This is a genomic window from Streptomyces flaveus, assembly GCF_014647675.1.
Classification (GTDB): domain Bacteria; phylum Actinomycetota; class Actinomycetes; order Streptomycetales; family Streptomycetaceae; genus Streptomyces; species Streptomyces flaveus.
The window spans coordinates 184,935-207,093 of sequence record NZ_BMPQ01000006.1; the positions used below are offsets into that span (position 1 = coordinate 184,935).

Sequence of the window (22,159 nt, forward strand, 5' to 3'; positions counted from 1 at the left end):
TGCGGCGGCTCGAACCCGGCGTCGGCGAGATCCGGCATGTCTGGGTGCACCCGGACGCCCGCCGCCTCGGCCTCGCCCGCCGACTGCTCACCGAGCTGGAGCGGCAGGCCGTAGAGCGCGGCTACGGAGTCGTACGCCTCGACACGCACGCCTCGCTCAGCGAGGCACAGGCGATGTACCGGGCGTGCGGATACACCGAGATCCCCCGCTACGACGACAATGTGTACGCGGCGTACTGGTTCGAGAAATCCCTGAAGAAGTCCCTGAAGGGGGCCCTGGAGAAACCGTCCTGAGCCCCCACCCGGGCATCACTCCGTGACCGGTTCCGGGCACTCCCTGGCCGGTGGGCAGAACCACGCCAACGCCGTGTCCAGGACCTCCCGTTCATCGTCGAAGCCGTCCGACTCCGGGCCGTAGGAGGTGAACGCGTACAGCTTGCCGTCGACGGATTCGAAGCGGTGGTCGACGACGTGCCAGGTGCCGATCTCCTCCTCACCCCTGAGGGAGTTGGCGAGGTACTCGAGGCGGGCGGCAGGGCGGCCGTCGTCCTCGAGGGGTTCCATGGAGAGCTGCTCGAAGCCGTCGGGCTTGGCGGTGTCGGCGGACACGAACTCCTGGAGCGACTCCTCCGGACTGGCCTCCAGCACCTCGTAGATCTGGAGGCGGCGGGAACCGTCGGTGCTGCGGTAGTTGACGACGTCGAAACCGTGGATGGAGTCGGCCGTCTGCCGGTTTGCGATCCAGCCCTCCTTGACGGCCACACGGAAGCCCTCTTCGTCCTGCACGGGCTCGTATCCGGCGGGCAGCGTGGCCGTCGCGCCCGGGGACGCCGGGTCCTCGGTGCCCGTACCGCCGCCCGGGTCGCCGTTCGTTTCCCCGCTCTGTCCGGGCGGCGGGGTCTCGCGGGCCGTGAAATACCCCCTCGGTCCCGGCTCGTCCTTCCAGCCCAGCGCCCAGGTACCGAAGGCCAGTGAGCAGACCGCGAGGACCACGGCGGTGCCGCGCAGCGCCTGGCGCTGGCGTACTTCGTCGCGCTGCTGGTCCACGACGATCCGCTGTTCCTCTTCGGGTCCCGCCCAGTCCTGGCGGTCGGCGTCGAAGATCCTCACCATCGTTGGACCCTCACCATCGTTGGACCCTCACCATCGTTGTCCCTGCGCCATCGTTGTCCCTCCGGCTCAGCCGAGCAGCTGGGTGATCGCCTGGGTGACGGCGGTCACGGACGCGGCGGTCGCCGCGGCGGGACCGTAGGCCGCGAGACGGTCACGGAGCCGGGTGAGCGGTCCTTGCGCGCTGCGCCCGGTGCGAGCGATCTCGCCCTCCACCTCGGCCAGTTCGGCACCGAGGGCCTCACTCTCGGCCGTACGTTCTTCCCGCTGCCCGAGTTCGGTGCGTAGCACCCGTACGGCGGTGAGCAGCTCCCCGTACCCCGGTTCGGCGGGCACAGCCGTGTAGTTGACGGACTCGGCCTTGCCGTGGTCGCCGAAGGCCTGGGAACCCCCGCTGATCGAACCGATGTGGATCTGCGGCCCGCCGCCCGTCCCCCCACTCGCTCCCCCGTCGGTGCTCATACCGTGCTCCTCTCCTCCGTGTGCGTGGCCTGACCGTGCGAGCCGGTGGCGAGGGCGCCGCCGGACATCTCGTTGATGTAGAGCCCGCTGTTGTGGATGTTGGTGATGTTCTGCTCCAGGCGGTCGGTGCGGTAGCCGTGGGTTTGGAGGGCGTCCCGTACGCCCTCGCCGATCCGGTCCTGGAGGGTCCGGATGTAGCGGGCGACGTCCATCTTCTGGAAGAGGGACAGCTCGTCGGTGCTGGCCAGCTCGCGCAGCGAGACCAAAGGCGCGTCGGGCGCGGCCTGTTCGGGTGGGGCTGACGACTGTCGCAGTACGGAGCCCAGGGTGCGCAGGGCCTCGATCCCCGTCGCCAGGCCGACCGAGGGAGCCTCGACGAGAGCGCGGACCGCGTCCCGCAGCGGGCCCTCCGGGGCGCTCCCCACGATGGCGTCGATCTTCCGGAACTCCGGCACGATCGGCCCCAGCACATGCGGCACCACTTCCAGCACCAGCATGCCGCCCTGGGTGTGCACCCGGACCAACAGCGAGACGACGACCTGCTCGTTCCAGGCCCCCACCCTGATCCGCAGGAAGTGCCGCCGGGCCTCCCCGCCCTCCCCCACGGACTCGGCCAGGTGCCGGTCGACCTGCGCGGACTCGTACACGCCCGCCGTACGGCTGTCGTCCGGACCGATGACGAGCGGTTCGTCGCGGCCCGCACCGGACGGAAGGTAGACGAACTCCTCGATCTCCAGCTCCCGCAGCCGGTCCCGACTCCCTTCCCCGGCCGACGTCTTCAGCGCCCGCAGCCGGGGGGTGATCATGTCGATGATCTGGCGCGCGGTGAGCTGCGCGGTATCCGGCCGGGGCGCCGGTACGCCGTTCCCGCTCTCCCCCGCCTCCCGGCGCCGCAGTTCCAGTACGACCGACCAGGGCTTACGGGCCACTCCGGCGCCGACGAAGGGGCGGTTTACGTCGTAAAGGGCGAGCGAGGCGTCCTGCTCCCTGCGAATGCGCTCGGCGAGGGCCTCGTAGCGGCCGGGCAGGCCGGGGCCGGGCGTCTCGGCGAACGTCTGGCGGGCCAGCGCCGTGCGCAGCGTCTGCTTCCGCAGCCACTGGTGACGCCAGACGACGACGCCGATCAGCAGCGGGAAGATCGCGGGGTACGGGTTGTCCTTGATCCCGTCCCAGGCCTGCACCCAGTACCCGAGGCAGAGAAACCAGGCGACCGCGGTCATCAACCAGCCAAGGCGCCGCTGCGCCCCCACCCACGCGGGCGGCAGCTTCAGCCGCTGCACCCCGGCGGTGGCCGTGCCCCGGCCGGAGACGACCCGCGCGAACCACAGCAGCAGGACGACCGAGGCGTACGACATCGTCCAGGTGCCCGGCAGCAGCCCGCCGAACGGACCCGGCGCCCCCAACTCGTCCGAGCCGTCCGACTCGAAGACGAGCCGGACGTAGTCGCCGAAGGACAGCCCGGTCTCACCACCGACACTGTCCTCCATGGTGTCCCTGATCATCACCACATCGCTGACCAGGAACCCGACCCACACCGCGAGCAGCAGCAGGGCGGTGCGCGCCTCGTCGCGACGGGCACGCAGCGCGTGCGCGAGGACGGGCCGGACGTCCGCGCCGAGCGGCGGCGCCACCGGGCGCTCCGCGTGTCCGACGAGTTCGTCGATGACGCGCCTGCGGAACCCCGCGTCCAGATGGGCACCCGCGCACAACAGCCTGGTGGCCTCGGTGTGGCCCCAGCGCCGCCTGGACGGTTCGCTCATGGTCCCGACACTCCCGTTTACCGCAGGCGCATGCCGACTGCGGGCGAATTCCATTGATGGACAAGAGAGTTGACGTTAGCGGAGCGACCACTGAGACGGGAGGGGCGGACGGAAATCCCGCTCGAACAGGTGAATCTTCCCGGACCGGCGCATGGGCAGCGCCGTACGCGGGGAAGGCGCGAGCCCGCACGGCCGGGGTGTGGCCGTGCGGGCTCGCGGGATGTTGCGGATGTCGGAGCGGCGCGGCCGGATGCCGGGGATCGTCCCGGATCAGCCGCTCGGATCAGGCCCTCAGATCAGGCCGAGACCGCGGACCGCCTCGCGCTCCTCCTCCAGCTCCTTCACCGACGCGTCGATGCGGGCGCGGGAGAAGTCGTTGATGTCGAGGCTCTGGACGATCTCGTACTTGCCGTCCTTCGTGGTGACCGGGAAGGAGGAGATGAGGCCCTCGGGGACGCCGTACGAGCCGTCCGACGGGATGCCCATGGAGGCCCAGTCGCCGTCCGCCGTGCCGTTGACCCACGTGTGGATGTGGTCGATGGCGGCGTTGGCGGCGGAGGCCGCTGACGAGGCGCCACGGGCCTCGATGATCGCGGCGCCGCGCTTGGCGACGGTCGGGATGAAGTCCTCGGACAGCCACTTCTCGTCGTTCACGGTCTCGGCGGCGTTCTTGCCGGCGATCGTGGCGTGGAAGATGTCGGGGTACTGGGTGGCGGAGTGGTTGCCCCAGATGGTCAGGCGCTTGATGTCGGCGACCGAGGCGCCCGTCTTCTTCGCGAGCTGGCTCAGCGCGCGGTTGTGGTCCAGGCGCGTCATCGCGGTGAAGCGCTCGGCCGGTACGTCCGGGGCGGCGGCCTGGGCGATCAGCGCGTTGGTGTTGGCCGGGTTGCCGACGACGAGGACCTTGATGTCGTCCGCGGCGTGGTCGTTGATGGCCTTGCCCTGCGGCTTGAAGATGCCGCCGTTGGCCTCGAGCAGGTCGCCGCGCTCCATGCCCTTCGTACGGGGGCGGGCGCCGACCAGGAGGGCTACGTTCGCGCCGTCGAAGGCGACGTTCGGGTCGTCCGAGATGTCGATGCCCTGAAGGAGCGGGAAGGCACAGTCGTCGAGCTCCATCGCCGTGCCCTCGGCGGCCTTCAGCGCCGGGGTGATCTCCAGGAGGCGCAGCTTGACCGGCACGTCCGCGCCGAGCAGCTGGCCGGAGGCGATGCGGAAGAGCAGGGCGTAACCGATCTGGCCGGCCGCGCCGGTGACGGTGACGTTCACGGGAGTGCGGGTCATGGCGTTCTCCGTATGACAGCTGGCGGTGGGGCGTCCTTGCCCCGGGGTGCGGACCTACAGATGATCGATCTCTTGGCGTCAAGAGAGATCCAGCGATCAGGCTATCGCGCATCCAGGATCCCGGACGTCCGGGTCCGTGTGGCCCACCCCACAAGCCCCACGAAGTGGCGGCCGCCGGTCGGGAGAGGAGTGACGACGGCCGCCGGGTGGGGGTACCGGGGCCGGGAGGTGGGTGCCACCCTCCCGGCCGGGGCCGGATTCCCGTGGGGGTTGGGGTTCGCCTGCCCCGGAGTCGGCGGGTCATTCCTGTTGTTCGCGGTTGCCTCCGGGGCGCCTACCGGGAGGGTGGGTTCGGTTCGTTGGCGACTGCGGGTCCGTCGTGGCTGGTCGCGCAGTTCCCCGCGGGGTGCCTCCGGCGGTTGGGCGGCTGCGGGTGCGTCGTGGTTGCTCGCGCAGTTCCCCGCGCCCCTGGGGCGGGTGGGGGGTGCGGGGGCGTGGGCCGGTGCGTCAGCCCGTCGCAGGGCGGGCATACGGCCCTGGCCTGGTACAAGGCCCTGGTCCTCCGAGACAGAACCTAAGCGACGGGCATACGACGCACCGGCCCACGACCCCTCCCGCCGGAGGGCAAGGTGCGGGTCGTTGGGGGTGCGGGCTTTTCCGGGGCGCCCGGGGAGCCGCAGGTTTTTAGGGGCGCGGGGAACTGCGCGACCAGCCACAACGAACCCGCACCCGAAAACGAACCCCCTGCTCAACCGCCGGAGGCACCCCGCTCAACCGGCGGAGCCAGACGTACACCCTTCCTCGCCCGACCCCACCGTCGCGCAAGCCTTCGCGTCGCCCGCGTCCTTCACGGCCACCATCGGCGTGTACGTGTCGGTGTCCACCTTCACCGTGCCGGTCTGCTCCGCCGCGCCCGCCGTGCTGATCTGGACCTCGTCGCCGACCGCGGCCTGCGTGATGCGGGCCCAGGCGGCGCCGCAGGTCTCGCTGTAGCGGATCTCGACGAGGGCCGTGCCGACCGTGACGCTGTCGGCGGTCGTCGCCAACTCGCCGCCGCAGCCCATGTTCTCCGGGTCCTGGCCCGTGCAGTCCTTGCCGCTGCACTGGACACCGGCCGGCAGGTTCTTGCTGACGGACGGGGTCGGGGTCGGCTTCGCCTCGTCCCCGCTTCCGCCGTCTCCGCCGGAATCGGTGAGGTAGAGGGCAGCCGCGATCAGCACGAGCGCGCCGACGACGCCCGCGAGGAACATCGCGACCCGCCGCTTCCGCCGCGGAGCGTCCGGCGAACCACCGGAGCGCGGCGGCCGGGCGTCCTCGGGCGGCCCTCCGGTCGGACCGGACGGCCTGCTCGGCTCGGAGTACCCGGACTGCGAAGACTGCCCGTACTGGCCATGCCTGCCACCCCGTCCCGCCGAACCGGCGAGATCCGACGGAGGTGCCACACCCCAGCTACCCGTACGGGGAGACGAAGCCCCCCCAGGAGTGGCCGTACCGGACCTACCGGACGAAGCACCCGAGGAACCCGACGACTCCGGCTGCGGAATCCGCCCCAGGAACGACGTCGGCGCATCCCCACCCGACGAGGGGCTCCGCGGCGGTGCCGAGGCCCCGGCACCCGCCGGCTTGGGCGGGGCCGCGGCGGCGGACTTGCTCGCCGTCTTGCCGCGGGTGCCGCCCTTGGCCTTGGGAGTCGCGGACCCCAGCTCCCCCAGCGCGGCGCGCGCCTGGGAGATCCGTATGGCCTCCATGGTCATGTCGTGGCGCATTTCCGAGCGGCTCCATGCCCGCTCGGCCAGCTCCCACATCGTGGTCAGGTGGACCGGATTCGTCTGGGTCACCTCGGCCAGCGCCACGATCGCACCCTTGGGCGCGAGCAGCCGGCCGTTGAGATACCGCTCCCAGGACGTCTTGCTGTAACCGGTGCGGTCGGCCACGGCAGCGACGCTCAGCCCACTGCGGTCGACAAGTCGACGCAGCTGGCTGGCGAACTCCCTGACCTGCGGATCGAGTTCATCCGGCAAGGCCCTCCAACGAGGCATTGCTCCCCCTCTTCCCCCCGTGTGCGTGCTTTCCTCGTGCGTGACGCCCTCTGCCGAGTCCCCGTACCGGCTACCCACAGGGATGCGTGGAGCCAGGATCTCAGTTCCCCGGGCGTGGGCGCACAGGAGCATTTTGAGCCGTGGGCATGCACCGTTGCACGCCCGCTGGTATGGGGTCCAGTGTCCCACCGAGATTCCGTGCGACCTGCCGGACCCCCTGGTTCAGTGCACCGGAAGTCCCGGACCGTCCCGATTGCCCACGTTATCTCTGACGTTGGACGTGATCAGATCAAATCCCCGAACTTGTCAATACATCGACACAACCGGAACACATACACGACATCGTCTGTCACTAGTGTCACCCGAAGCATCAGTTGAATCGCATACCTACTGGCGGGTGAAGTACAGATCGTTACGGGACGCGTGGCACGACCGACACGAGGTACCGGAACTGTCACCTCCGTGCCACAGGGAACTGACAGGTATTGAAGGCCCGTTGGCACGTCCATGACTCTTGAGCGCAGGCGGCGCCCGTCCTCGCTCGGGGGAGTGGACGGGCGTCGCCGTCACCCACCGGGCCCGGGACCGATACAGACGGTCACGCTCGGCGCGGGCTCAACGGACCGTGAAGTGCAAGATGTCTTCCAGGAACGGGATCTCCAGCAGTGGAGAGGGCTGGACCATCAGCGCGAGCAGCACGATGGTCACGCCCAGGACGCCGTACGTGACGAGGTCCGTGAAGCGGGAGCGGACGGCGAGCATGCCCACGCCGGGCAGCGCCCAGCGCAGTACGCCGGCCGCGAGCAGTGCCACTCCGATCAGCAGCGTGCCGTAACGGAAGACGTCGAACGCGGTGAGCAGCAGCCCGAGCCCGACGGTTCCCGCGACGGTGAGCATCGGCCACTGCCGCGCGGGCGCGGGCGCGTCGACGGGCGCGGCCCGCCCTCCGCCCTCGGGCCGAGCGGTGTCCCGTGTGACCCGCGGAAACCGCCGGGTGGTCCGCTGCGGCTGCCCGTCCGGGCCTACGGTGCTGACGGCGTCCCGGGTCACGATCTCGCCCTCCCTCGGCACAGCGCCGGGTGCCTCGGCGGGACCCGGCGCACCGGGCTGCGAGGGCTCGGCGTCCGGTTCCGCAGCCTGCGAGGGCTCGGCGTCCGGCTCTTCGCCCTGCGGCCGGTCGGCAGACGTTTTCGCAGCCTCCGCGGACCCGGAACCCGCCTCGCCGCCATCCGCCCGCGTCGCCTCCGGCGACCCGGCCGCGGCCCGGTTCTCGGTCGTGTCCTCAGCCGACACTGCGTTCCGCCGCCTCGACCACGTTGACGAGGAGCTGGGCCCGGGTCATGGGGCCGACTCCGCCGGGGTTCGGGGAGATCCAGGCGGCGACCTCGGCGACTCCCGGGTGGACGTCGCCGACGATCTTGCCCTCGGCGCTGCGGGAGACCCCGACGTCGAGGACCGCGACGCCCGGCTTGACGTCCTCGGGCCGGACCAGGTGGGCGGAACCGGCCGCGGCGATGATGATGTCCGCCCGCTTCAGGTGGGAGGACAGATCGCGCGTACCGGTGTGGCACTGCGTCACCGTCGCGTTCTCGCTGCGCCGGGTGAGCAGGAGCGGCATCGGGCGGCCGATCGTCACGCCCCGGCCGACCACCACGACCTCGGCGCCCTTGATCTCCACGCCGTGCCGGCGCAGGAGGGTGAGGATGCCGTTCGGCGTGCAGGGCAGGGGCGCCGGCTCGTTCAGTACGAGACGGCCGAGGTTCATCGGGTGCAGACCGTCCGCGTCCTTGTCCGGGTCCATCAGCTCCAGGACACGGTTCTCGTCGATGCCTCTGGGCAGCGGCAGTTGGACGATGTAACCCGTGCAGGCCGGGTCCTCGTTGAGCTCGCGGACGACCGCCTCGATCTCCTCCTGCGTGGCGGTCGCGGGCAGCTCCCGCTGGATGGAGGCGATACCGACCTGTGCGCAGTCGCGATGCTTCCCTGCGACGTACTTCTGGCTGCCGGGGTCGTCGCCCACCAGGACGGTTCCGAGGCCGGGCGTGACGCCCTTCTCCTTCAGGGCCGCCACGCGGACGGTCAGGTCGGACTTGATCGCGGCTGCGGTGGCCTTGCCATCGAGAATCTGGGCGGTCATGCACCCATCCTCGCGGATGACCCGGCCCCGGTTCCAATCAGGGCGCCCCAAGGCCCCCCAAGACATCCCCGGAGCCGCCCGGCGCTCTGTCCCCCGTATCCATCCATGATCAGCGATGTTGCACTTGCACAACTCCTGCGGGATCTGGCTGGACAAGTATGCCTGGCCTTTAGAACGATGAGCGGCGCAGTGCCGCGGGCAGCACACGGGGGGACAGACCGCTATCAGCTCAAACCTTTCCTCCGTACAAGCCACGCAGTCCCCGCACTCTTCAACGGAGGAATAACCGCCATGAGCTTTGGCGACCCGAACAACCCGTACGGACAGCAGCCCCCGCAGGGCGGGCAGCAGCCGTACGGCTACCCGCAGCAGCAGCCGCAGGGCCAGCCCGGTTACGGCTACCCGCAGCAGGCCCCGCAGGGTGTCCCGCCCCAGCAGGGTTACGGCTATCCCCAGCAGCCCGGCGGACAGTACCCGCCGCAGCAGCAGATGTACGGCGGTACGCCCCCCTATGCCCACTGGGGTACGCGGGTTCTCGCGACACTGGTGGACTCGCTCGTCCTCCTCGTCGCCTACATCCCCGCGGTGATCGGGGCGGCGATCGGTGACACAGTGGGGGCCATCCTCAGCCTCATCGGCTTCGCCGTCATCATCGGCGTGGTGATCTGGATGCTGATGCAGGAGGGCAAGACCGGCCAGACCATCGGCAAGAAGACGATGGGCATCCGGCTGCTGCGGGAGAGCGACGGCCAGCCGCTCGGCGTCGGCATGGCGTTCGTCCGCCGCCTCGCCCACTTCCTCGACGGCGCCGCCTGCTACATCGGCTACCTGTGGCCGCTGTGGGACGACAAGAAGCAGACCTTCGCCGACAAGGTCTGCAGCACGGTGGTCGTCAAGGTCTGACGGGCACGCTCACGCCGCTCACGCCAAGGGCCGTGTCCCACCCGCAAGGGAGGGACGCGGCCCTGGCGCGTCGCGGTACACGGCTCCGCCTTTGAGGAAGCGGCGTTGCCTCCATCCAAGATCAGTGATGTTGCACTTGCACAACGCATACGGAATCCGGCTGGACAAATAAGCGGCCCGTTAAGGACGATGAACGGCACAGTGCCGCGGGCAGTACCGGGGGGACGAACCGCAACTGTTGAATCTTCCTCCGAAATGTGCCGCGTCGTCCCCGCACTCACGCCACAACGGAGGAAGTACGCCATGAGCTTCGGCGACCCGAACAACCCCTACGGTCCGCCGCAGGGACAGCAGCCCGGCTACCCGCCCCAGCAGCCCCAGGGGCAGCAGCCCGGCTATGGCTACCCGCAGGCCCCCCAGGGACAACAGCCCGGTTACGGCTACCCGCAGGCACCGCCGGTACAGCAGCAGTACGGCGCCCCCGTCCCGATGGCGACGATGCCGGGCACCGTCAGCGCGGCCCGCGCGATGATGTGGGTGATCGTCGGCCTCCAGGTGATCGGCGCGGCCATCTACGCCATCGCCGCCGTGGCCGTCGACCAGGCCCAGGAGGACAACTCCTTCGGGGCGATCGCCGACTACCCGACCGGCGTGCTGTGGGGCATCGTGGCACTCGCACTGGTCTGGCTCGTGTGGGCAGCCTTCCTGGGGACGAAGTTCACCTCCGGTGGCAACGGCGTCCGCGTCACGATCCTGGTCTTCGGCATCCTCACCGCGGTCCTCGGCCTCGTCTTCACCATCGCGGGCATCGTCCACATCGTGCTCGGCATCCTGATCGCCGTCTACGCCGGCAATGCCAACGGCAAGGCCTGGTTCAACCGCCCGCGGTACTGAATACGCGGTCGCGACCGGACAGTTCGCGCCGCTCCATGCCAAGGGCCGTGTCCCACCCCGTAAGGGTGGGACACGGCCCTTGGCTCGTTACGCGTCGGCGATCAACTCGTCGGTACGTCACTGCCCTTGAGTGCGGTGATGAAGGGAGCCCAGGCGTTCGCGGGGAACAGGAGGGCGGGGCCCCGGGTGTTCTTGGAGTCGCGGACGGGGACGAGGCCGGGGAGGTTGTCGGCGACTTCGACGCAGTCGGCACCATCGGGGTTGCTGAAGCTGCTCTTGCGCCAGACGGCGGGGCTCAGGTCAATCCCCTTGCTGCGCTTCATCTCGGTAGGTCCTTGCTGCTTCTTCGATCATGGCAAGGGACGCGTCCGGTGAGAGTGCGACGGCCCTGAGCAGATCATACTTACGGCGGTACTCCTTCACAGTGGCTGGATAGTCGACGATGCGCCCCTCAAAATCAGACTCTGTCCACACCAGCGGCGGGGCATCAGCAAAGGTCATGATCTTGGCCATGCCACCCGCGAGGGGATGCCAGGGGGTCGTTTCCGGAACGATCTGCAGAACGCTCTGCGTGGACCGGATCACGTCGATGATGTGCTCCAACTGCTCGGCCATCACCTCCGGTGGAAGCGGTGTGTTTCGAATGACCGACTCCCGCAGGATGCCCCAGTAGGTGGGCTGGTCGGCGCGTTTCCACAATTCCGCACGCGCCATCCGTGCACGGACACGCTCATCGACGGTGTCCGGTGGCGTCCACGGCGCCCCGTACTGGATGAGACCCCGCATGTACGCGCCGGTCTGAAGAAGCCCCGGAATGACGTTGGGCGCCCATTCCTCCAGCGTCTCCGCCTGCTTCTCCAAGTCCGGTACATCCGCGAAGTACAGCGGATGCCCAGCCCTGCGGGCCTTCGCCGCGTCTTCACAGCGGCGCTCGAAAAACCCGTCCGTCCCCAGCTTCTTGTCGACGTGCCGGGCCAGATCGTCCGGCATTCGCCGCTCGCCCCGTTCGATCTGACTGAGGAACGAGATGCCCCGGAAGCTGCCCTCCGCCAACTGCTCCAGCGTCAGGCCCGCTGCCTCCCCCTGGTAGCGCAATTCGGCGCCGTAGAAGCACGGAACACTCACCGACGCGTCGGGATCCTTACGAGGAGGCACAACTCACCACCGCCTTTTACCAGTTGCCCGGCTTGCCCTGCGCAACCCAAACCCCTGTCACGGTACGCGACCCAGCGTCATTGTGTGACTGGTTCGTCACAGAGCGCACTGGAAGGACGTACCCACTCATGGGACACACCAACGACGGCAGCGACCGCGGGCACGCCTACGAGCACGACGACGTGCACGCCTGTGCGGAGCACCTCCGCACCGCGCTGGAAGCGAACGGCATCACCCTGCCGTCGCTCGGCGTGGAGGCGGCGGCCTTCGCGGGGACCTACCCGCCGCGTCACGGAGGCCTCGTGGCGCTCGGCAACTGCAACACGGCCACCGCCCACCAGCTGGCCGAGGCACTGCACAAGGCGGCGGAGCGATGAAGCCCCTGACCCTCGAACTGCTCGCGGTCCCCAAGGCCGTTCCCGAGGTCCGTCGCGCTGTGCGCGAGCACTTGGGCGAGCCCTGCTCCGAAGTGCAGCTCTGTGTCAGCGAGTTGCTGGCGAACGTGATCAACCACCTGGGCGAGGGCACGCCGGTGACGGTCCGTCTGACCCGTACGGACGGTGGCCGTACGCGCCTGGAGGTCAGCGACCCGGAGGCGTACGCCTGGCTCATCCAACGTCGTCCGGGCCCGGACGACGAGACGGGCCGCGGCCTCCTGCTGCTCGACGCGGTCGCGCTGTGCTGGGGCGTGGAGCAGGCGCCGGGCGGCAAGACGGTGTGGTGCGAGTGCGCCTTGTGAGCCGCACTGTTTCTCGGCCAACAACCAGCGGACGACTCGCCATGCTCCGCGAAAGCTTCTCGGGTGTTCACGAACATCCCTTACCCTTCCGCTCGTTGACCTGCGGGACGGTGGATCCCATGGGCAATTGGGGGAGGGGGACGACTCCATGTACAGCGTCATCGTGGTGCCACCGTCGTGTGGCGGCGTGGACGGACAGCTCAGAATCGCCACCGGGAAGCGGCTGCGTTCCACCTGGCCGACGGTCAGCCGTTCCGCGGTCTACTGGAACATCGACTACCTGGCCGTCAAGCTGCGCCTGCGGCCCGGCCCGGACACGGCCGACCCGGGCGGCCCGCGCCTCAACGGCAAGAAGGAGTCCCTCGTCTCCCTCGCGCTCCGCTTCGACCTCGTACGCGAGGACGATCTCGGCGCGCTCGCCCCGGCGTCCGCCGCCCCGAGCCAGGTAACGCGGTGACCGGGCAGTCGTACGCGGTCCCCGTGCCGAAGGGCTACCGGATCGGACCGTGGGAGATCCGCGAACACCTCGCCTCCGGCGCGTTCGCCACCGTCTACCTGGCCCGGCTCGTCGGCGACGCGGAGCCGGACCTGCCCCGTCAGGCGGCGCTGAAGTTCCTGCCCACCGGCACCCGCACTCCGCGCCAGTTGCATCACCTGCGCGAACTGGCCGAGCGTGAGGTGGAGTTGCTGGGGCGGCTGCGCGCACCGCGGCTGATCCGCATGTACGAGGCGCTGACGGTCGACGACCCGGACCATCCGGAACTGGACGGCGCCACCGTCCTCGTACTGGAACAGGCCGAGGGCTCCCTGGACGTCGTACTGGACCGGACTCCGGACCCCGACTCCGGCCCCGCACTCCTGGCCCAGATCTGCGAGGGCCTGCACCAGCTGCACCATGCGGGCTGGGTGCACGGCGACCTCAAGCCCGCCAACGTACTGCTGATGAAGGACGGCACGGTCCGGCTGGCCGACTTCAACCTGGCGGCCGAGATGGAAGGCACCCATGCCTATGCCCCCGCTTTCGCCACCCCCGACTACACACCACCGGAACTGCTCTGGTCCGAGATGGACGAGCGGGGTACGCGGATCCGGCCCACCGCCGACATCTGGGCCTTCGGCGTCCTCGCCCATGTCGTACTGACGGGGGCGTTCCCGCTGCCGGGCGGCAGCACGGAGGCGCGCGCCGACGCGGCGACGCGCTATGCGCGGGGCGCCGAGGAACTGCGCCTGTCGCCCCGACTCCCGGACGCCTGGCGGGAGATCGTCCGCGACTGCCTGGCCCCCACGCACGAGCAGCGCGCCGCCGACACCGCCGCGCTGCTGCGCCGGGTGGAGGAAGCCGCAGGCGCCTCCCGCTCGGCCCGGCTGCCGAGGCTGCGGCCCAGAAAGTGGCGACGCCCCGCCCTGGCGGCCGCGATCGCCGCGGCGTTGCTGGCGACGACGGCGACAGTGGCGTACACCCTGCGGGACCAGGCCTCGGCCGCCTCGGCGCCTCCCACCTGCGAGAAGCCCGCGCTGCACGAGGACAAGACCCACGGCCGCGGCTACACGGCGGGCTGGAACGGCACCTGGGACTTCACCATCAAGCAGGGCGACGGGGGCAGCCAGGTCAGAGAGGCCCAGTGCCTGCTCAAGCACCGTCACGGCATCACCGAAGTCGGCAAGGTGGACGGCGACTTCGGCCCTCTGACTCATGCGGCGGTCGTCACCTTCCAGAAGCGGGCCGGCCTGGACGCGGACGGCATCGTCGGCCCGAACACATGGCGTGCGCTGCGCACCATGGGCTGAGTGGCTGAGCGGAGGGGCCGACCGGGCCCGGCCCGGACGACGAGACGGGCCGCGGGCTCCTGCTGCTCGACGCGGTCGCGCTGTACTGGGGCGTGGAGCAGGGACCGGGTGGCAAGACGGTGTGGTGCGAGCTTCCGTGCGGTGCGTGAACAGGGCCGTCCCGTTCGCAAGCAGGCATCGGGTGAACATCAGGCAAACGAAAAGTGATTGATCCGGGTGGCTTCGCGATGTTGCTCGCTCAACGGCCGTGTCCTCGTCGCGCCGCGGTGACATGTCCCCCGTAACACCCCTTACTCTGACCTCCGTTGGGCTAGGAGGAGGGGGACGACTCCATGTACAGCGTCATCGTGGTGCCGCCGCGCGGCACAGGATCAGACGACCAGATCAGGCTCTCGGCGGGCGAACGGCTCGCCTTCGGCCGGTCCGAGACCGGCAACGGGCTTGCGATCGCACACGAAGGGGTCTCCCGGATCGCCGGTGAGATCACCGCGCACCGTGCCTTCTGGATCCTGAGCAACCTCAGTCAGGGCCAGACGTACGTGGTGGAGAATCCGGAGGGCGCGGGCGAGCACATCAAGGTCGCGCCGGGCCGTCTGGACGCGCCCGTGTCGTTCGAGTTCTCGCGCGTGGTACTGCCCGCAGCGGGCGAGCTGCTCAGCTTCGACGTGTGGGCGCCGCGCCACACCTACCGCAGCGCGACCCGCCCCGGGCTCTCCGGCGCCACCACGGCCCAGGCGTTCTCCCTCGACCGAACCAAGCGGTACTTCGCGGTGCTGGCCGCCCTGTGCGAGCCCCGGCTGCGCGGCGCACCGCACGCCCCGCCGCCCACCGTCGACCAGCTCGTGGAGCGCCTGCGGCACACCTGGCCCGCGGCCAACCGCTCCTCCGTCTACTGGAACATCGACTACCTGGCGGTCAAGCTCCGCCTGAGACCCGCCCCGGAGACGGCGGAACCCGGCCCGCGCCTCTACGGCAAGAAGGAGTCGCTGGTCTCGCTCGCGCTCCGTTTCGACCTCGTACGGGAAGACGATCTCGTCGTGCTCGCGGCGGTCCCGAGCGAGGTGGCGCGGTGAACGGACGCTCCTACGCCGTCCCCGTTCCGAAGGGCTACCGGGTGGGCCTCTGGGAAGTGCGCGAGCCCCTCGCGTCCGGCGCGTTCGGCAGCGTCTACGCGGCCCGGCGCGTAGACGACGGGGGCGAGACCGAGGCCGGGGCCGCCGAGGAGACCGCCGCCGACGGCGGAGCTGGTCCGCTGCCTCGGCACGCCGCGCTGAAGTTCCTGCCGACCGGCACCCGTACCCCGCGCCAACTGCACCACCTGCGCGAACTGGCCCATCGCGAACAGGAGTTGCTGAAGCGGCTGCGTTCACCACGGCTGATCCGGATGTACGAGGCGCTGACGGTCGACGACCCGCAGCACCCCGAACTCGACGGCGCCACCGTCCTCGTACTGGAACGGGCCGAGGGTTCCCTGGCCGCGCTGCTGGACCGGTCCGCGACCCCGGAATCCGGGCCCGCCCTTCTCGCCCAGATCTGCGAAGGCCTGCACCAGCTGCACCACGCGGGCTGGGTGCACGGCGATCTCAAGCCGGCCAACGTCCTGCTGATGAAGGACGGCTCGGCCCGGCTCGCCGACTTCAACCTGGCCGCGGAGATGGAGGGCACCCACGCGTACGCGCCCGCCTTCTCCACCCCCGACTACACACCACCGGAACTTCTCTGGTCCGAGATCAGCGAACGCGGCCAGCAGATCCGCCCGACCGCCGACATCTGGGCCTTCGGCGTACTGGCCCACCTGGTCCTGACCGGTGCTTTCCCCCTGCCCGGCGGCACCACGGAGGCCCGCTGCGACGCGGCGGTGCGGTACGCGCGCGGCGCCGAGGAGCTACGTCTGTCCTCCGGACTCCCCCCGGACTGGCGGGAGATCATCACGGGCTGCCTGGCCTCTACGCACGAGGAGCGCGCCGCCCGTTACCCCGACACCGCCTCGCTGCTGCGCCGGGTGGAACAGGTGGCGGGAACCACCCGCTCGCCCCGCCTGCCCCGGCTCCGCCCCCGCAGGTGGCTACGTCCCGCCCTGGCGACCGGCCTCGCGGCGGCTGTGCTGGCGCTGGCCGCGACGGTGACGTACGCGATGCGGGACGACGGGCCGACGTACGGCTATCACCGCTGCCCCTTCAGGTCCGTCTGCTTCTTCAGCGAGGAGTTCGGCATGGGCGAGATGTGCAGTTGGAAGGGTGACGACGCCGACTGGCTGTCGGGGGAGGAGACATGCATGTGGACCCGTGACCGCCCGGTGAAGTCGATCTTCAACAACGGTGACGAGTCGATGGGTCTCGCGGGGGTGGCCTACTACCGGGGCCGCGACTTCACGCCCGTCGGCGAGGACATCACCCGCAAGAACTCACGCAACCGGACCGGCTGCACCGCCCAACGTGCCCAGGGGAACCTGACGGGCACCTACGCTCCGCTGTCCCACAGGTGGATCGAGCACTGCGGGGACGGGGCCTCGGACTGACACCGTCGCGCGCTGCGCACCAAGAGCTGAGCGGCTGCGTGGAGGGCCGGTCGGGCCCGGCCCTTCCCCTTGCCTCCGGGAACCGCTAGGGATGAACCGGGACACATCCGTTCCATACGCAGGACACACCAGGACGGGGGCACCGTGGGGGCTTTGGGGGTTGTGGCCATCTTCTGGATCGTGATCGGCGGCATCGCGGTACTCGTCTCCTATCCCGAGAGCCGCCGTCAACGCCGACTGCGCAAGCACGGACGCGTCATCAAGGCGGTCTGCCGGGAGCACCTCAACGCCGACAGGGAAGACGGCCCGATCCGCGTCCGCTGCGGCTACTGGCCGGACCCGGAGAAGGGAGAGGTCCGCGCCATCGTGCAGACACGCGAGCGTATTCCCCAGGTCGGCGAGGAACTCAGGGTTGTCTACGACCCCGAAGAGCCCCGCCGGGCGGAGAACCTGGACCTCCTGAGCAAGCCCTCGTACGGCCACGGCGACGTCATCGTGCTGGCGATAGTGTCCGGTTACTTCCTCCTCGCCGCAGGCTGCGTCGCCGCCTACGAATGACTCACGGGCGCGGCACCGCCCTTGAGAGTGCCGACGAACGTGATCAACCACCTGGGCGAGGGCACGCCGGTGACGGTCCGACTGACCCGCACGGACAGTGGCCGTACGCACCTGGAGGTCAGCGACCCGGACGCGTACGCCTGACTCATCCGCCGGCGGCCCGGGCCGGACAACGAGACGGGCCGCGGCCTCCTGCTGCTCGACGCGGTCGCGGTGCGCTGGGGCGTGGAGCAGGGGGCGGGCGGCAAGACGGCGTGGTGCGATTTCGCTGTGCCACAGGCGACTTCGGGGCCGACCCTGAAACGTTTGAGGTATGCCGCGGCGCGGCTGTCCCCGAGACTCGTCGCTGGCAGGTGCGGCTGAAACACCCGCGCCCACCGAGAACAAGGGGGAGCAACTCATGAAGAAGGTTCACACGCTGCGTGCCAAGGCGGGTGTCACGGCTGGGCTCGTACTGGTCGCCGGACTGGGCGTGGCTGCTACGGCCTCTCCGGCGGCGGCTGCCGGCTACTGCAACACCGGCAAGTCGATCATGAAGGGCAGCTCCAACCACATCTTCGTTCCGGCCAACGGCACCAGCACCAACTGCACCATGGCCCAGGGCGCCAGCGGCAACCACGTCAAGGCGCTGCAGCGGGCGCTGAAGGACTGCTACGACGTGGGCCTGGAAGCGGAGAGGGACGTCGACGGGATCTTCGGCCCGAAGACCTATTCGGCCCTGTGGGCCGCGCAGGGCAAGGCCGGCACCGAGCAGGACGGGATCTACGGTCCCAACACCCGCGACGCGTTGAAGTGGCCGCGTTACAAGAAGCTGGACGGCAGCTACCAGGGCTGTGGGTCGTTCTGAGCACCGCCCCGCGCTCTCGCGTGAGCGCCGAGCCCTCCAGCCCAAGCCCATTCACAGCCAACGGGGAGAGTGACGTATGAAGAGGATCCGCACAATACGCGCCAAGGCGAGCGTAGTAGCGGGAGTGATGCTGCTGTCCGGGCTGGCTGTGGCCGGCACGGCGACTCCGGCCGCGGCGGCGAGCTGGTGCAACACCACGCTCGGCGACTTCGTCAGCGGCGGCGACCACAGCCTGGCCCAGATCCCCGCCTACAACACGACCCGGGACTGCATCACCGCCCGGGGGGCCTCCGGTTCGCATGTGAAGGCGATCCAGCGCTCGCTGCGTTACTGCCACGGGCGGAGCAGTGTGGAGGTCGACGGCCACTTCGGGGAGATCACCGAAACGCAGCTGGAGATCGTGCAGCGCGCTCTGAGGCTCGATGACGACGGTGTGTACGGCCCGAAGACCCGCGACAAGCTGAGGTGGCGGGCCAGCGACGGCGTCTGCGGGACTCTTCCGTAACACCCCGCAGGTACATCAAGCAGCAGAACGAGAACGAATGGGGAACAAAACGTGGGACTTACTCGTGTGCGAGCCAAGGCGGGCATCTCCGCCGCAGCCGTTCTCCTGTCCGGCGCCGGGCTCGGCCTGGCCACCGCGACTCCCGCCGCCGCCTACGCGGGCTACTGCAACGGGCAGATCGACAAGACGATCTCCAACTCCGGCGTCCACGCGAAGATTCCGGCCTACAACGGCAACGTCGACTGCTACATGAACAAGGGCGCGCAGAGCAAAGCCGTCTCAGCGCTGCAGACAACGCTGAACAGGTGCTACGGCCGCAGCCTGGACGTCGACGGAATCTTCGGCAACGCCACCAAGAACGCACTCATCTACGCCCAGGGCAAGGAGAACATCAGCGCCGACGGCGGCTACGGCACACAGACGCGCACAAACATCAAGTGGGCCTACCAGTACAGCGGCGGTACCGGCCAGTGGTCCTGCTTCGACTGGTAGCGCGCTGGGGGCAGCTTCGGCACGGCCGGCCCTGCCCCCAGCCGTACTGACCCGCAGGGACAGTAAGCCGGGCCGCGTGCTTGCCCCGCGGCCCGGCCCTGCTCAAGAACACGCGCCGGACCGTCCGGTGCAGAAATGAGGGGGACCATGCAGAAGCTTCAAAGGCTGCGCGCCAAGGCGGGGGCCACCGCCGGCCTCATGCTGCTGTCCGGGCTCGGGCTCGGGCTCGGCATCGCCACGGCCGCCCCGGCCGCGGCGTACGCCGGCTGGTGCAACGACGGCTACGCGAGCAACGTCAAGACAATCTCCAGCGTCACCTACACGGCATACCTCCCGGGCTACAACGGCAACGCGGACTGCTACATGAACCCCGGCGCGGAGAGCAAGTCCGTCGCCATGCTCCAGCGGTCGCTGAACGTGTGCTACGGCCGCAGCCTGGACGTCGACGGAATCTTCGGCAACGCCACCAAGAACGCACTCATCTACGCCCAGGGCAAGGAGAACATCAGCGCGGACGGTGGCTACGGCACACAGTCCCGCAAGAACCTCAAGTGGGAGTACACGCGGGGCGGCTCCTTCAGGTGCGTACGACTCTGAGGCACCTCGCCCAGCACACGCCGGTCGTCCGGCGCTGAAACGAGGGCGACCGTGTGAGAGGCCTTGCCAACGGCTACGGTCGGCCCGGCGCGACACCGACGACGTACTCGTCGATGCCCTCGCCGGCGTCGGCCTGATGATCGGCGCCGCGGCCGTCTCCGGCGGCGGCGCCCGGCTTGCCGCCGGAACCCCCGGCACCACCGGTTCGCCCGTATCCGCACCGGCCGCTCAGTCGTACGGCGGCGCGCGGTTCCCTGCCCAACCGCGCCAGGCTCCGGCCGTACCGCCGCAGGGTCACTGAGGCAACGGCTCGTCGCAGAGCCGCCGTTGGCCCGAGACGGCGGCGGGACACACGAGCCCGCGATAGCCTCGTGTCAACTGGAGTGACCAACCAGCCATTTGCGAAAGACCGGCTGTTGAAGAACAGCGCATCGGGGGGACCCATGTCAGACCAGCGGCCCGAGTCGCCGTACTCTCCGGCGACCGGGAACGCCACGCTGGAGCAGGCCGGCGCGACCCCGCTGCAACCCTCGGATCCGGGGCAGATCGGCCCGTACGTACCGCTGGGACGGCTCGGCAGCGGTGGGATGGGCCGGGTCTATCTGGCGCGGCCCGTCGACGACGGGCCGGGGCTCGCCGCGGTCAAGGTGATCAGGCCCGAGTACGCCGAGGACGCCGACTTCCGGCGACGGTTCGAGCGTGAGGCGGCCGTGCACGCCAGGGTCGGACCGCCGCACGCGCCGGAGCTGCTGGGGACCGGATTCCAGAACGAGCTGCTGTGGATGGCCACGCGGTATGTGCCCGGCCTCAGCCTCTCGGACGCCGTCAAGGAATGCGGCGTACTGGAACCGGCCGGAGCCTGGCGCCTCGTGGCGGAGCTCGGCCGGGCCCTGTCTGCACTGTCCGCCGAAGGAGTCGTGCACCGGGATCTCAAGCCGTCCAACGTGATCCTGTCCGAACAGGGCGCGCACGTCATCGACTTCGGCATCTCGCAGGCCGTGGACGCCAGCGCGATCACCGGCACCGGCAACAGGGTCGGCACCCCCTCCTTCATGTCGCCCGAGTACCTCAGGGAGGGCCGCTGCGACACCGCCTCGGACGTGTTCTCGCTCGCAGGCACACTCGTGTACGCCACCACCGGGCACGCTCCGTTCGGTGACGGCACCGGTGTGGACGTACTGCACCGGGTGGCGTACGAGGAGCCCGACGCGGAGGTCATGCGTGAACTCGAGGCCATGGACGCCTCGTTGGCCGACCTGCTCGACACCTGCCTGACCAAGGATCCCGCCGGACGGCCGAGCCCGCAGGAGCTGATCGAAGCGGCTGAGGCGTACGGCGACAGCAGCTCCACGGCGCCCCCTTGGCAGGCGCCACTCGACTCCAGGCTCATCGACCGCCGCCAGGCCTGCGAGGTGCTGCGGCACGCCTCCGTCCAGCAGACCGGTCATTTACGCACACCCACGCAGCGGGCGGCTGCCCCTGCTCCGGGGCCGGGCTTCGGGCCGGCTACGCCTCCGGGGGCGTACGGGCCGGGGCCGCAGACACCGCCTGGTGCGTACGGGCCGGGATCGCAGACGCCACCGGGTGCGTACGGTGCGCCGACGCCGCCGGGGCAGTTCGGTCCGCCCTCGGTCGGCGTACCGCACCCCGGACCCACGCCCGGTCATCCTCCGGCTGCCGGGCGCGGTCGCAAGAAGGTGTACTTCGCCGTCGCCGCGGGGCTCGCGGTGTGTGCCGTCCTCGTGAGCACCTTCCTGCTTACCCGGCCGAACACCGAGGACACAGCGGCCTCTTCGACGCCGACGGCCTCCGAGAGCAGCACCCCCGATGACAAGGCGAGGGCGCCGCTGCCCAGTTCCTCCGCTTCTCCGTCTCCCGGCAAGAAGAAGGATGACGGGAGTGGTGAGGAGGAGGAGAGGGGCAAGGAGGACGATTCCTCCGCAGGCGACGCCGGAGGCGGAGGCGGCGCGGGCGGTGCTGAGGACACCACGCCCACGGTGACGCCGACGGCCACGCCCGGCGGAAGCGGTGGGAGCGGCGGCGGGGACGGTGGTGGCACCAGCCCGCGCCCCTCTCCGACGAAGAGCACGGCCCAGCCGCCGCCCACACCGCCGTGGATCTCCCAGTGCACGTACTACTCCGGCACCCAGCTCACGCAGTTCGGCGACAAGAACCAGCGGGTGACGCAGGTGCAGTGCATGCTGACGCAACGCGGATACAGCGTCGGGAACGCGGGGGTGGACGGCCAGTTCGGCCAGGACACCTTGACCGCGGTCAAGCGGTTCCAGGGCGACAAGGGGCTGGACGTCGACGGCGACGTGGGGCCCAACACCTGGGCGGCGCTGCGCAGTAGGACGTAGAAGACGTAACGGCAG

General features: G+C 69.9%; 24 protein-coding genes and 2 pseudogenes. 16 read left to right on the forward strand and 10 right to left on the reverse strand.

From position 1 onward, the window contains the following. Positions 1-293 (forward strand): GNAT family N-acetyltransferase (locus IEZ21_RS47595; RefSeq protein ID WP_246567759.1); only part of this gene is annotated, 293 nt, incomplete at its 5' end. Between the two features lie 15 nt (positions 294-308). Here the strand turns inward: IEZ21_RS47595 and IEZ21_RS15215 are convergent. The 7 genes from IEZ21_RS15215 to IEZ21_RS15245 form a co-directional block, all read right to left on the reverse strand. Beyond that, positions 309-1,112 carry a serine/threonine kinase C-terminal domain-containing protein gene (locus tag IEZ21_RS15215; protein WP_189322416.1) on the reverse strand — a complete coding sequence of 268 codons (804 nt, stop codon included), beginning with the start codon at positions 1,110-1,112 and terminating at the stop codon, positions 309-311. Between the two features lie 66 nt (positions 1,113-1,178). Next, positions 1,179-1,571: a hypothetical protein gene (locus IEZ21_RS15220; RefSeq protein WP_189322417.1), complete on the reverse strand. Its 393-nt coding sequence runs from the start codon at positions 1,569-1,571 to the stop codon at positions 1,179-1,181. Next, the gene (locus IEZ21_RS15225) at positions 1,568-3,331 is read right to left on the reverse strand and encodes an AbeC-like domain-containing protein (protein ID WP_189322418.1); all 1,764 of its coding nucleotides are present in this window, start codon (positions 3,329-3,331) and stop codon (positions 1,568-1,570) included. Before IEZ21_RS15225 ends, IEZ21_RS15220 begins: the two co-directional genes overlap by 4 nt. A gap of 291 nt (positions 3,332-3,622) precedes the next feature. After that, entirely contained in the window at positions 3,623-4,612 is a 990-nt protein-coding gene (locus IEZ21_RS15230; RefSeq protein ID WP_189322419.1) for a malate dehydrogenase, read from the reverse strand. 770 nt (positions 4,613-5,382) lie between these two features. Further along, entirely contained in the window at positions 5,383-6,651 is a 1,269-nt protein-coding gene (locus tag IEZ21_RS15235; RefSeq protein WP_189322420.1) for an XRE family transcriptional regulator, read from the reverse strand. A gap of 615 nt (positions 6,652-7,266) precedes the next feature. Beyond that, positions 7,267-7,944 carry a DUF3017 domain-containing protein gene (locus IEZ21_RS15240; protein WP_189322421.1) on the reverse strand — a complete coding sequence of 226 codons (678 nt, stop codon included), beginning with the start codon at positions 7,942-7,944 and terminating at the stop codon, positions 7,267-7,269. Then, positions 7,934-8,788 carry a bifunctional methylenetetrahydrofolate dehydrogenase/methenyltetrahydrofolate cyclohydrolase gene (locus tag IEZ21_RS15245; RefSeq protein ID WP_033325364.1) on the reverse strand — a complete coding sequence of 285 codons (855 nt, stop codon included), beginning with the start codon at positions 8,786-8,788 and terminating at the stop codon, positions 7,934-7,936. The genes IEZ21_RS15240 and IEZ21_RS15245 overlap by 11 nt, the downstream gene beginning before the upstream one ends. Before the next feature lie 291 nt (positions 8,789-9,079). Here IEZ21_RS15245 and IEZ21_RS15250 point away from each other — a divergent pair, with 291 nt between their 5' ends. Both IEZ21_RS15250 and IEZ21_RS15255 read left to right on the forward strand, forming a co-directional pair. Beyond that, positions 9,080-9,691 carry an RDD family protein gene (locus IEZ21_RS15250; protein ID WP_189322422.1) on the forward strand — a complete coding sequence of 204 codons (612 nt, stop codon included), beginning with the start codon at positions 9,080-9,082 and terminating at the stop codon, positions 9,689-9,691. 303 nt (positions 9,692-9,994) lie between these two features. Continuing rightward, entirely contained in the window at positions 9,995-10,585 is a 591-nt protein-coding gene (locus IEZ21_RS15255; protein WP_189322423.1) for a hypothetical protein, read from the forward strand. A 101-nt stretch (positions 10,586-10,686) separates the two neighbouring features. Here IEZ21_RS15255 and IEZ21_RS15260 read toward each other — a convergent pair whose 3' ends face one another. Together IEZ21_RS15260 and IEZ21_RS15265 are read right to left on the reverse strand one after the other, a co-directional pair. Next, a complete protein-coding gene (locus IEZ21_RS15260; RefSeq protein ID WP_189322424.1) occupies positions 10,687-10,908 on the reverse strand; it encodes a DUF397 domain-containing protein in 222 nt (73 codons plus the stop codon). Then, the gene (locus IEZ21_RS15265) at positions 10,886-11,740 is read right to left on the reverse strand and encodes a helix-turn-helix domain-containing protein (RefSeq protein WP_189322425.1); all 855 of its coding nucleotides are present in this window, start codon (positions 11,738-11,740) and stop codon (positions 10,886-10,888) included. Before IEZ21_RS15265 ends, IEZ21_RS15260 begins: the two co-directional genes overlap by 23 nt. A gap of 128 nt (positions 11,741-11,868) precedes the next feature. On the opposite strand from IEZ21_RS15265, the gene IEZ21_RS15270 reads away from it, so the two are divergent. The 12 genes and pseudogenes from IEZ21_RS15270 to IEZ21_RS15325 all read left to right on the forward strand — a co-directional run bounded on the left by IEZ21_RS15270 (position 11,869) and on the right by IEZ21_RS15325 (position 19,784). After that, positions 11,869-12,117, forward strand: a complete 249-nt coding sequence (locus tag IEZ21_RS15270; RefSeq protein ID WP_189322426.1) for a hypothetical protein — start codon at positions 11,869-11,871, stop codon at positions 12,115-12,117. Then, the gene (locus tag IEZ21_RS15275) at positions 12,114-12,479 is read left to right on the forward strand and encodes an ATP-binding protein (protein ID WP_189322427.1); all 366 of its coding nucleotides are present in this window, start codon (positions 12,114-12,116) and stop codon (positions 12,477-12,479) included. The genes IEZ21_RS15270 and IEZ21_RS15275 overlap by 4 nt, the downstream gene beginning before the upstream one ends. A gap of 217 nt (positions 12,480-12,696) precedes the next feature. Continuing rightward, a pseudogene (locus IEZ21_RS15280) lies at positions 12,697-12,936 on the forward strand (FHA domain-containing protein); the annotation flags it as partial. Further along, positions 12,933-14,267: a serine/threonine-protein kinase gene (locus IEZ21_RS15285; RefSeq protein WP_189322428.1), complete on the forward strand. Its 1,335-nt coding sequence runs from the start codon at positions 12,933-12,935 to the stop codon at positions 14,265-14,267. The pseudogene IEZ21_RS15280 and the gene IEZ21_RS15285, both read left to right, overlap by 4 nt. A gap of 35 nt (positions 14,268-14,302) precedes the next feature. Continuing rightward, positions 14,303-14,416: pseudogene (locus IEZ21_RS47600) on the forward strand (ATP-binding protein); the annotation flags it as partial. Positions 14,417-14,599: 183 nt separating this feature from the next. Beyond that, entirely contained in the window at positions 14,600-15,340 is a 741-nt protein-coding gene (locus IEZ21_RS15290; RefSeq protein ID WP_189322429.1) for an FHA domain-containing protein, read from the forward strand. Continuing rightward, complete coding sequence (locus IEZ21_RS15295; protein WP_189322430.1) at positions 15,337-16,785, forward strand: serine/threonine-protein kinase; 1,449 nt, start codon at positions 15,337-15,339, stop codon at positions 16,783-16,785. Before IEZ21_RS15290 ends, IEZ21_RS15295 begins: the two co-directional genes overlap by 4 nt. 153 nt (positions 16,786-16,938) lie before the next feature. Then, entirely contained in the window at positions 16,939-17,343 is a 405-nt protein-coding gene (locus tag IEZ21_RS15300) for a hypothetical protein (RefSeq protein WP_189322431.1), read from the forward strand. A 400-nt stretch (positions 17,344-17,743) separates the two neighbouring features. Further along, on the forward strand, positions 17,744-18,190 hold the full coding sequence (locus IEZ21_RS15310) for a peptidoglycan-binding domain-containing protein (protein WP_189322433.1): 447 nt from the start codon (positions 17,744-17,746) through the stop codon (positions 18,188-18,190). A gap of 76 nt (positions 18,191-18,266) precedes the next feature. Then, positions 18,267-18,695, forward strand: a complete 429-nt coding sequence (locus tag IEZ21_RS15315) for a peptidoglycan-binding domain-containing protein (RefSeq protein ID WP_189322434.1) — start codon at positions 18,267-18,269, stop codon at positions 18,693-18,695. Positions 18,696-18,746: 51 nt separating this feature from the next. Further along, the gene (locus IEZ21_RS15320; RefSeq protein WP_189322435.1) at positions 18,747-19,187 is read left to right on the forward strand and encodes a peptidoglycan-binding domain-containing protein; all 441 of its coding nucleotides are present in this window, start codon (positions 18,747-18,749) and stop codon (positions 19,185-19,187) included. 147 nt (positions 19,188-19,334) lie between these two features. Continuing rightward, on the forward strand, positions 19,335-19,784 hold the full coding sequence (locus IEZ21_RS15325) for a peptidoglycan-binding domain-containing protein (RefSeq protein ID WP_189322436.1): 450 nt from the start codon (positions 19,335-19,337) through the stop codon (positions 19,782-19,784). Between the two features lie 73 nt (positions 19,785-19,857). Here IEZ21_RS15325 and IEZ21_RS15330 read toward each other — a convergent pair whose 3' ends face one another. Further along, positions 19,858-20,046, reverse strand: coding sequence for a hypothetical protein (locus IEZ21_RS15330; RefSeq protein ID WP_189322437.1), 189 nt, complete (start codon positions 20,044-20,046; stop codon positions 19,858-19,860). Between the two features lie 181 nt (positions 20,047-20,227). Here IEZ21_RS15330 and IEZ21_RS15335 point away from each other — a divergent pair, with 181 nt between their 5' ends. Next, on the forward strand, positions 20,228-22,144 hold the full coding sequence (locus IEZ21_RS15335) for a serine/threonine-protein kinase (protein WP_189322438.1): 1,917 nt from the start codon (positions 20,228-20,230) through the stop codon (positions 22,142-22,144). Positions 22,145-22,159 lie beyond the last annotated feature (15 nt).

What these genes read in the sequence shown, in the direction of transcription:
- IEZ21_RS15325 (WP_189322436.1), top strand. Translation starts at nt 19,335, where the DNA reads ATGCAGAAGCTTCAAAGGCTGCGCGCCAAGGCGGGGGCCACCGCCGGC.
- IEZ21_RS15275 (WP_189322427.1), top strand. Translation starts at nt 12,114, where the DNA reads ATGAAGCCCCTGACCCTCGAACTGCTCGCGGTCCCCAAGGCCGTTCCC.
- IEZ21_RS15315 (WP_189322434.1), top strand. Translation starts at nt 18,267, where the DNA reads ATGAAGAGGATCCGCACAATACGCGCCAAGGCGAGCGTAGTAGCGGGA.
- IEZ21_RS15255 (WP_189322423.1), top strand. Translation starts at nt 9,995, where the DNA reads ATGAGCTTCGGCGACCCGAACAACCCCTACGGTCCGCCGCAGGGACAG.
- IEZ21_RS15245 (WP_033325364.1), bottom strand. Translation starts at nt 8,788, where the DNA reads ATGACCGCCCAGATTCTCGATGGCAAGGCCACCGCAGCCGCGATCAAG.
- IEZ21_RS15235 (WP_189322420.1), bottom strand. Translation starts at nt 6,651, where the DNA reads ATGCCTCGTTGGAGGGCCTTGCCGGATGAACTCGATCCGCAGGTCAGG.
- IEZ21_RS15335 (WP_189322438.1), top strand. Translation starts at nt 20,228, where the DNA reads ATGTCAGACCAGCGGCCCGAGTCGCCGTACTCTCCGGCGACCGGGAAC.
- IEZ21_RS15310 (WP_189322433.1), top strand. Translation starts at nt 17,744, where the DNA reads ATGAAGAAGGTTCACACGCTGCGTGCCAAGGCGGGTGTCACGGCTGGG.
- IEZ21_RS15230 (WP_189322419.1), bottom strand. Translation starts at nt 4,612, where the DNA reads ATGACCCGCACTCCCGTGAACGTCACCGTCACCGGCGCGGCCGGCCAG.
- IEZ21_RS15250 (WP_189322422.1), top strand. Translation starts at nt 9,080, where the DNA reads ATGAGCTTTGGCGACCCGAACAACCCGTACGGACAGCAGCCCCCGCAG.
- IEZ21_RS15225 (WP_189322418.1), bottom strand. Translation starts at nt 3,331, where the DNA reads ATGAGCGAACCGTCCAGGCGGCGCTGGGGCCACACCGAGGCCACCAGG.
- IEZ21_RS15220 (WP_189322417.1), bottom strand. Translation starts at nt 1,571, where the DNA reads ATGAGCACCGACGGGGGAGCGAGTGGGGGGACGGGCGGCGGGCCGCAG.
- IEZ21_RS15270 (WP_189322426.1), top strand. Translation starts at nt 11,869, where the DNA reads ATGGGACACACCAACGACGGCAGCGACCGCGGGCACGCCTACGAGCAC.
- IEZ21_RS15215 (WP_189322416.1), bottom strand. Translation starts at nt 1,112, where the DNA reads ATGGTGAGGATCTTCGACGCCGACCGCCAGGACTGGGCGGGACCCGAA.
- IEZ21_RS15290 (WP_189322429.1), top strand. Translation starts at nt 14,600, where the DNA reads ATGTACAGCGTCATCGTGGTGCCGCCGCGCGGCACAGGATCAGACGAC.
- IEZ21_RS15260 (WP_189322424.1), bottom strand. Translation starts at nt 10,908, where the DNA reads ATGAAGCGCAGCAAGGGGATTGACCTGAGCCCCGCCGTCTGGCGCAAG.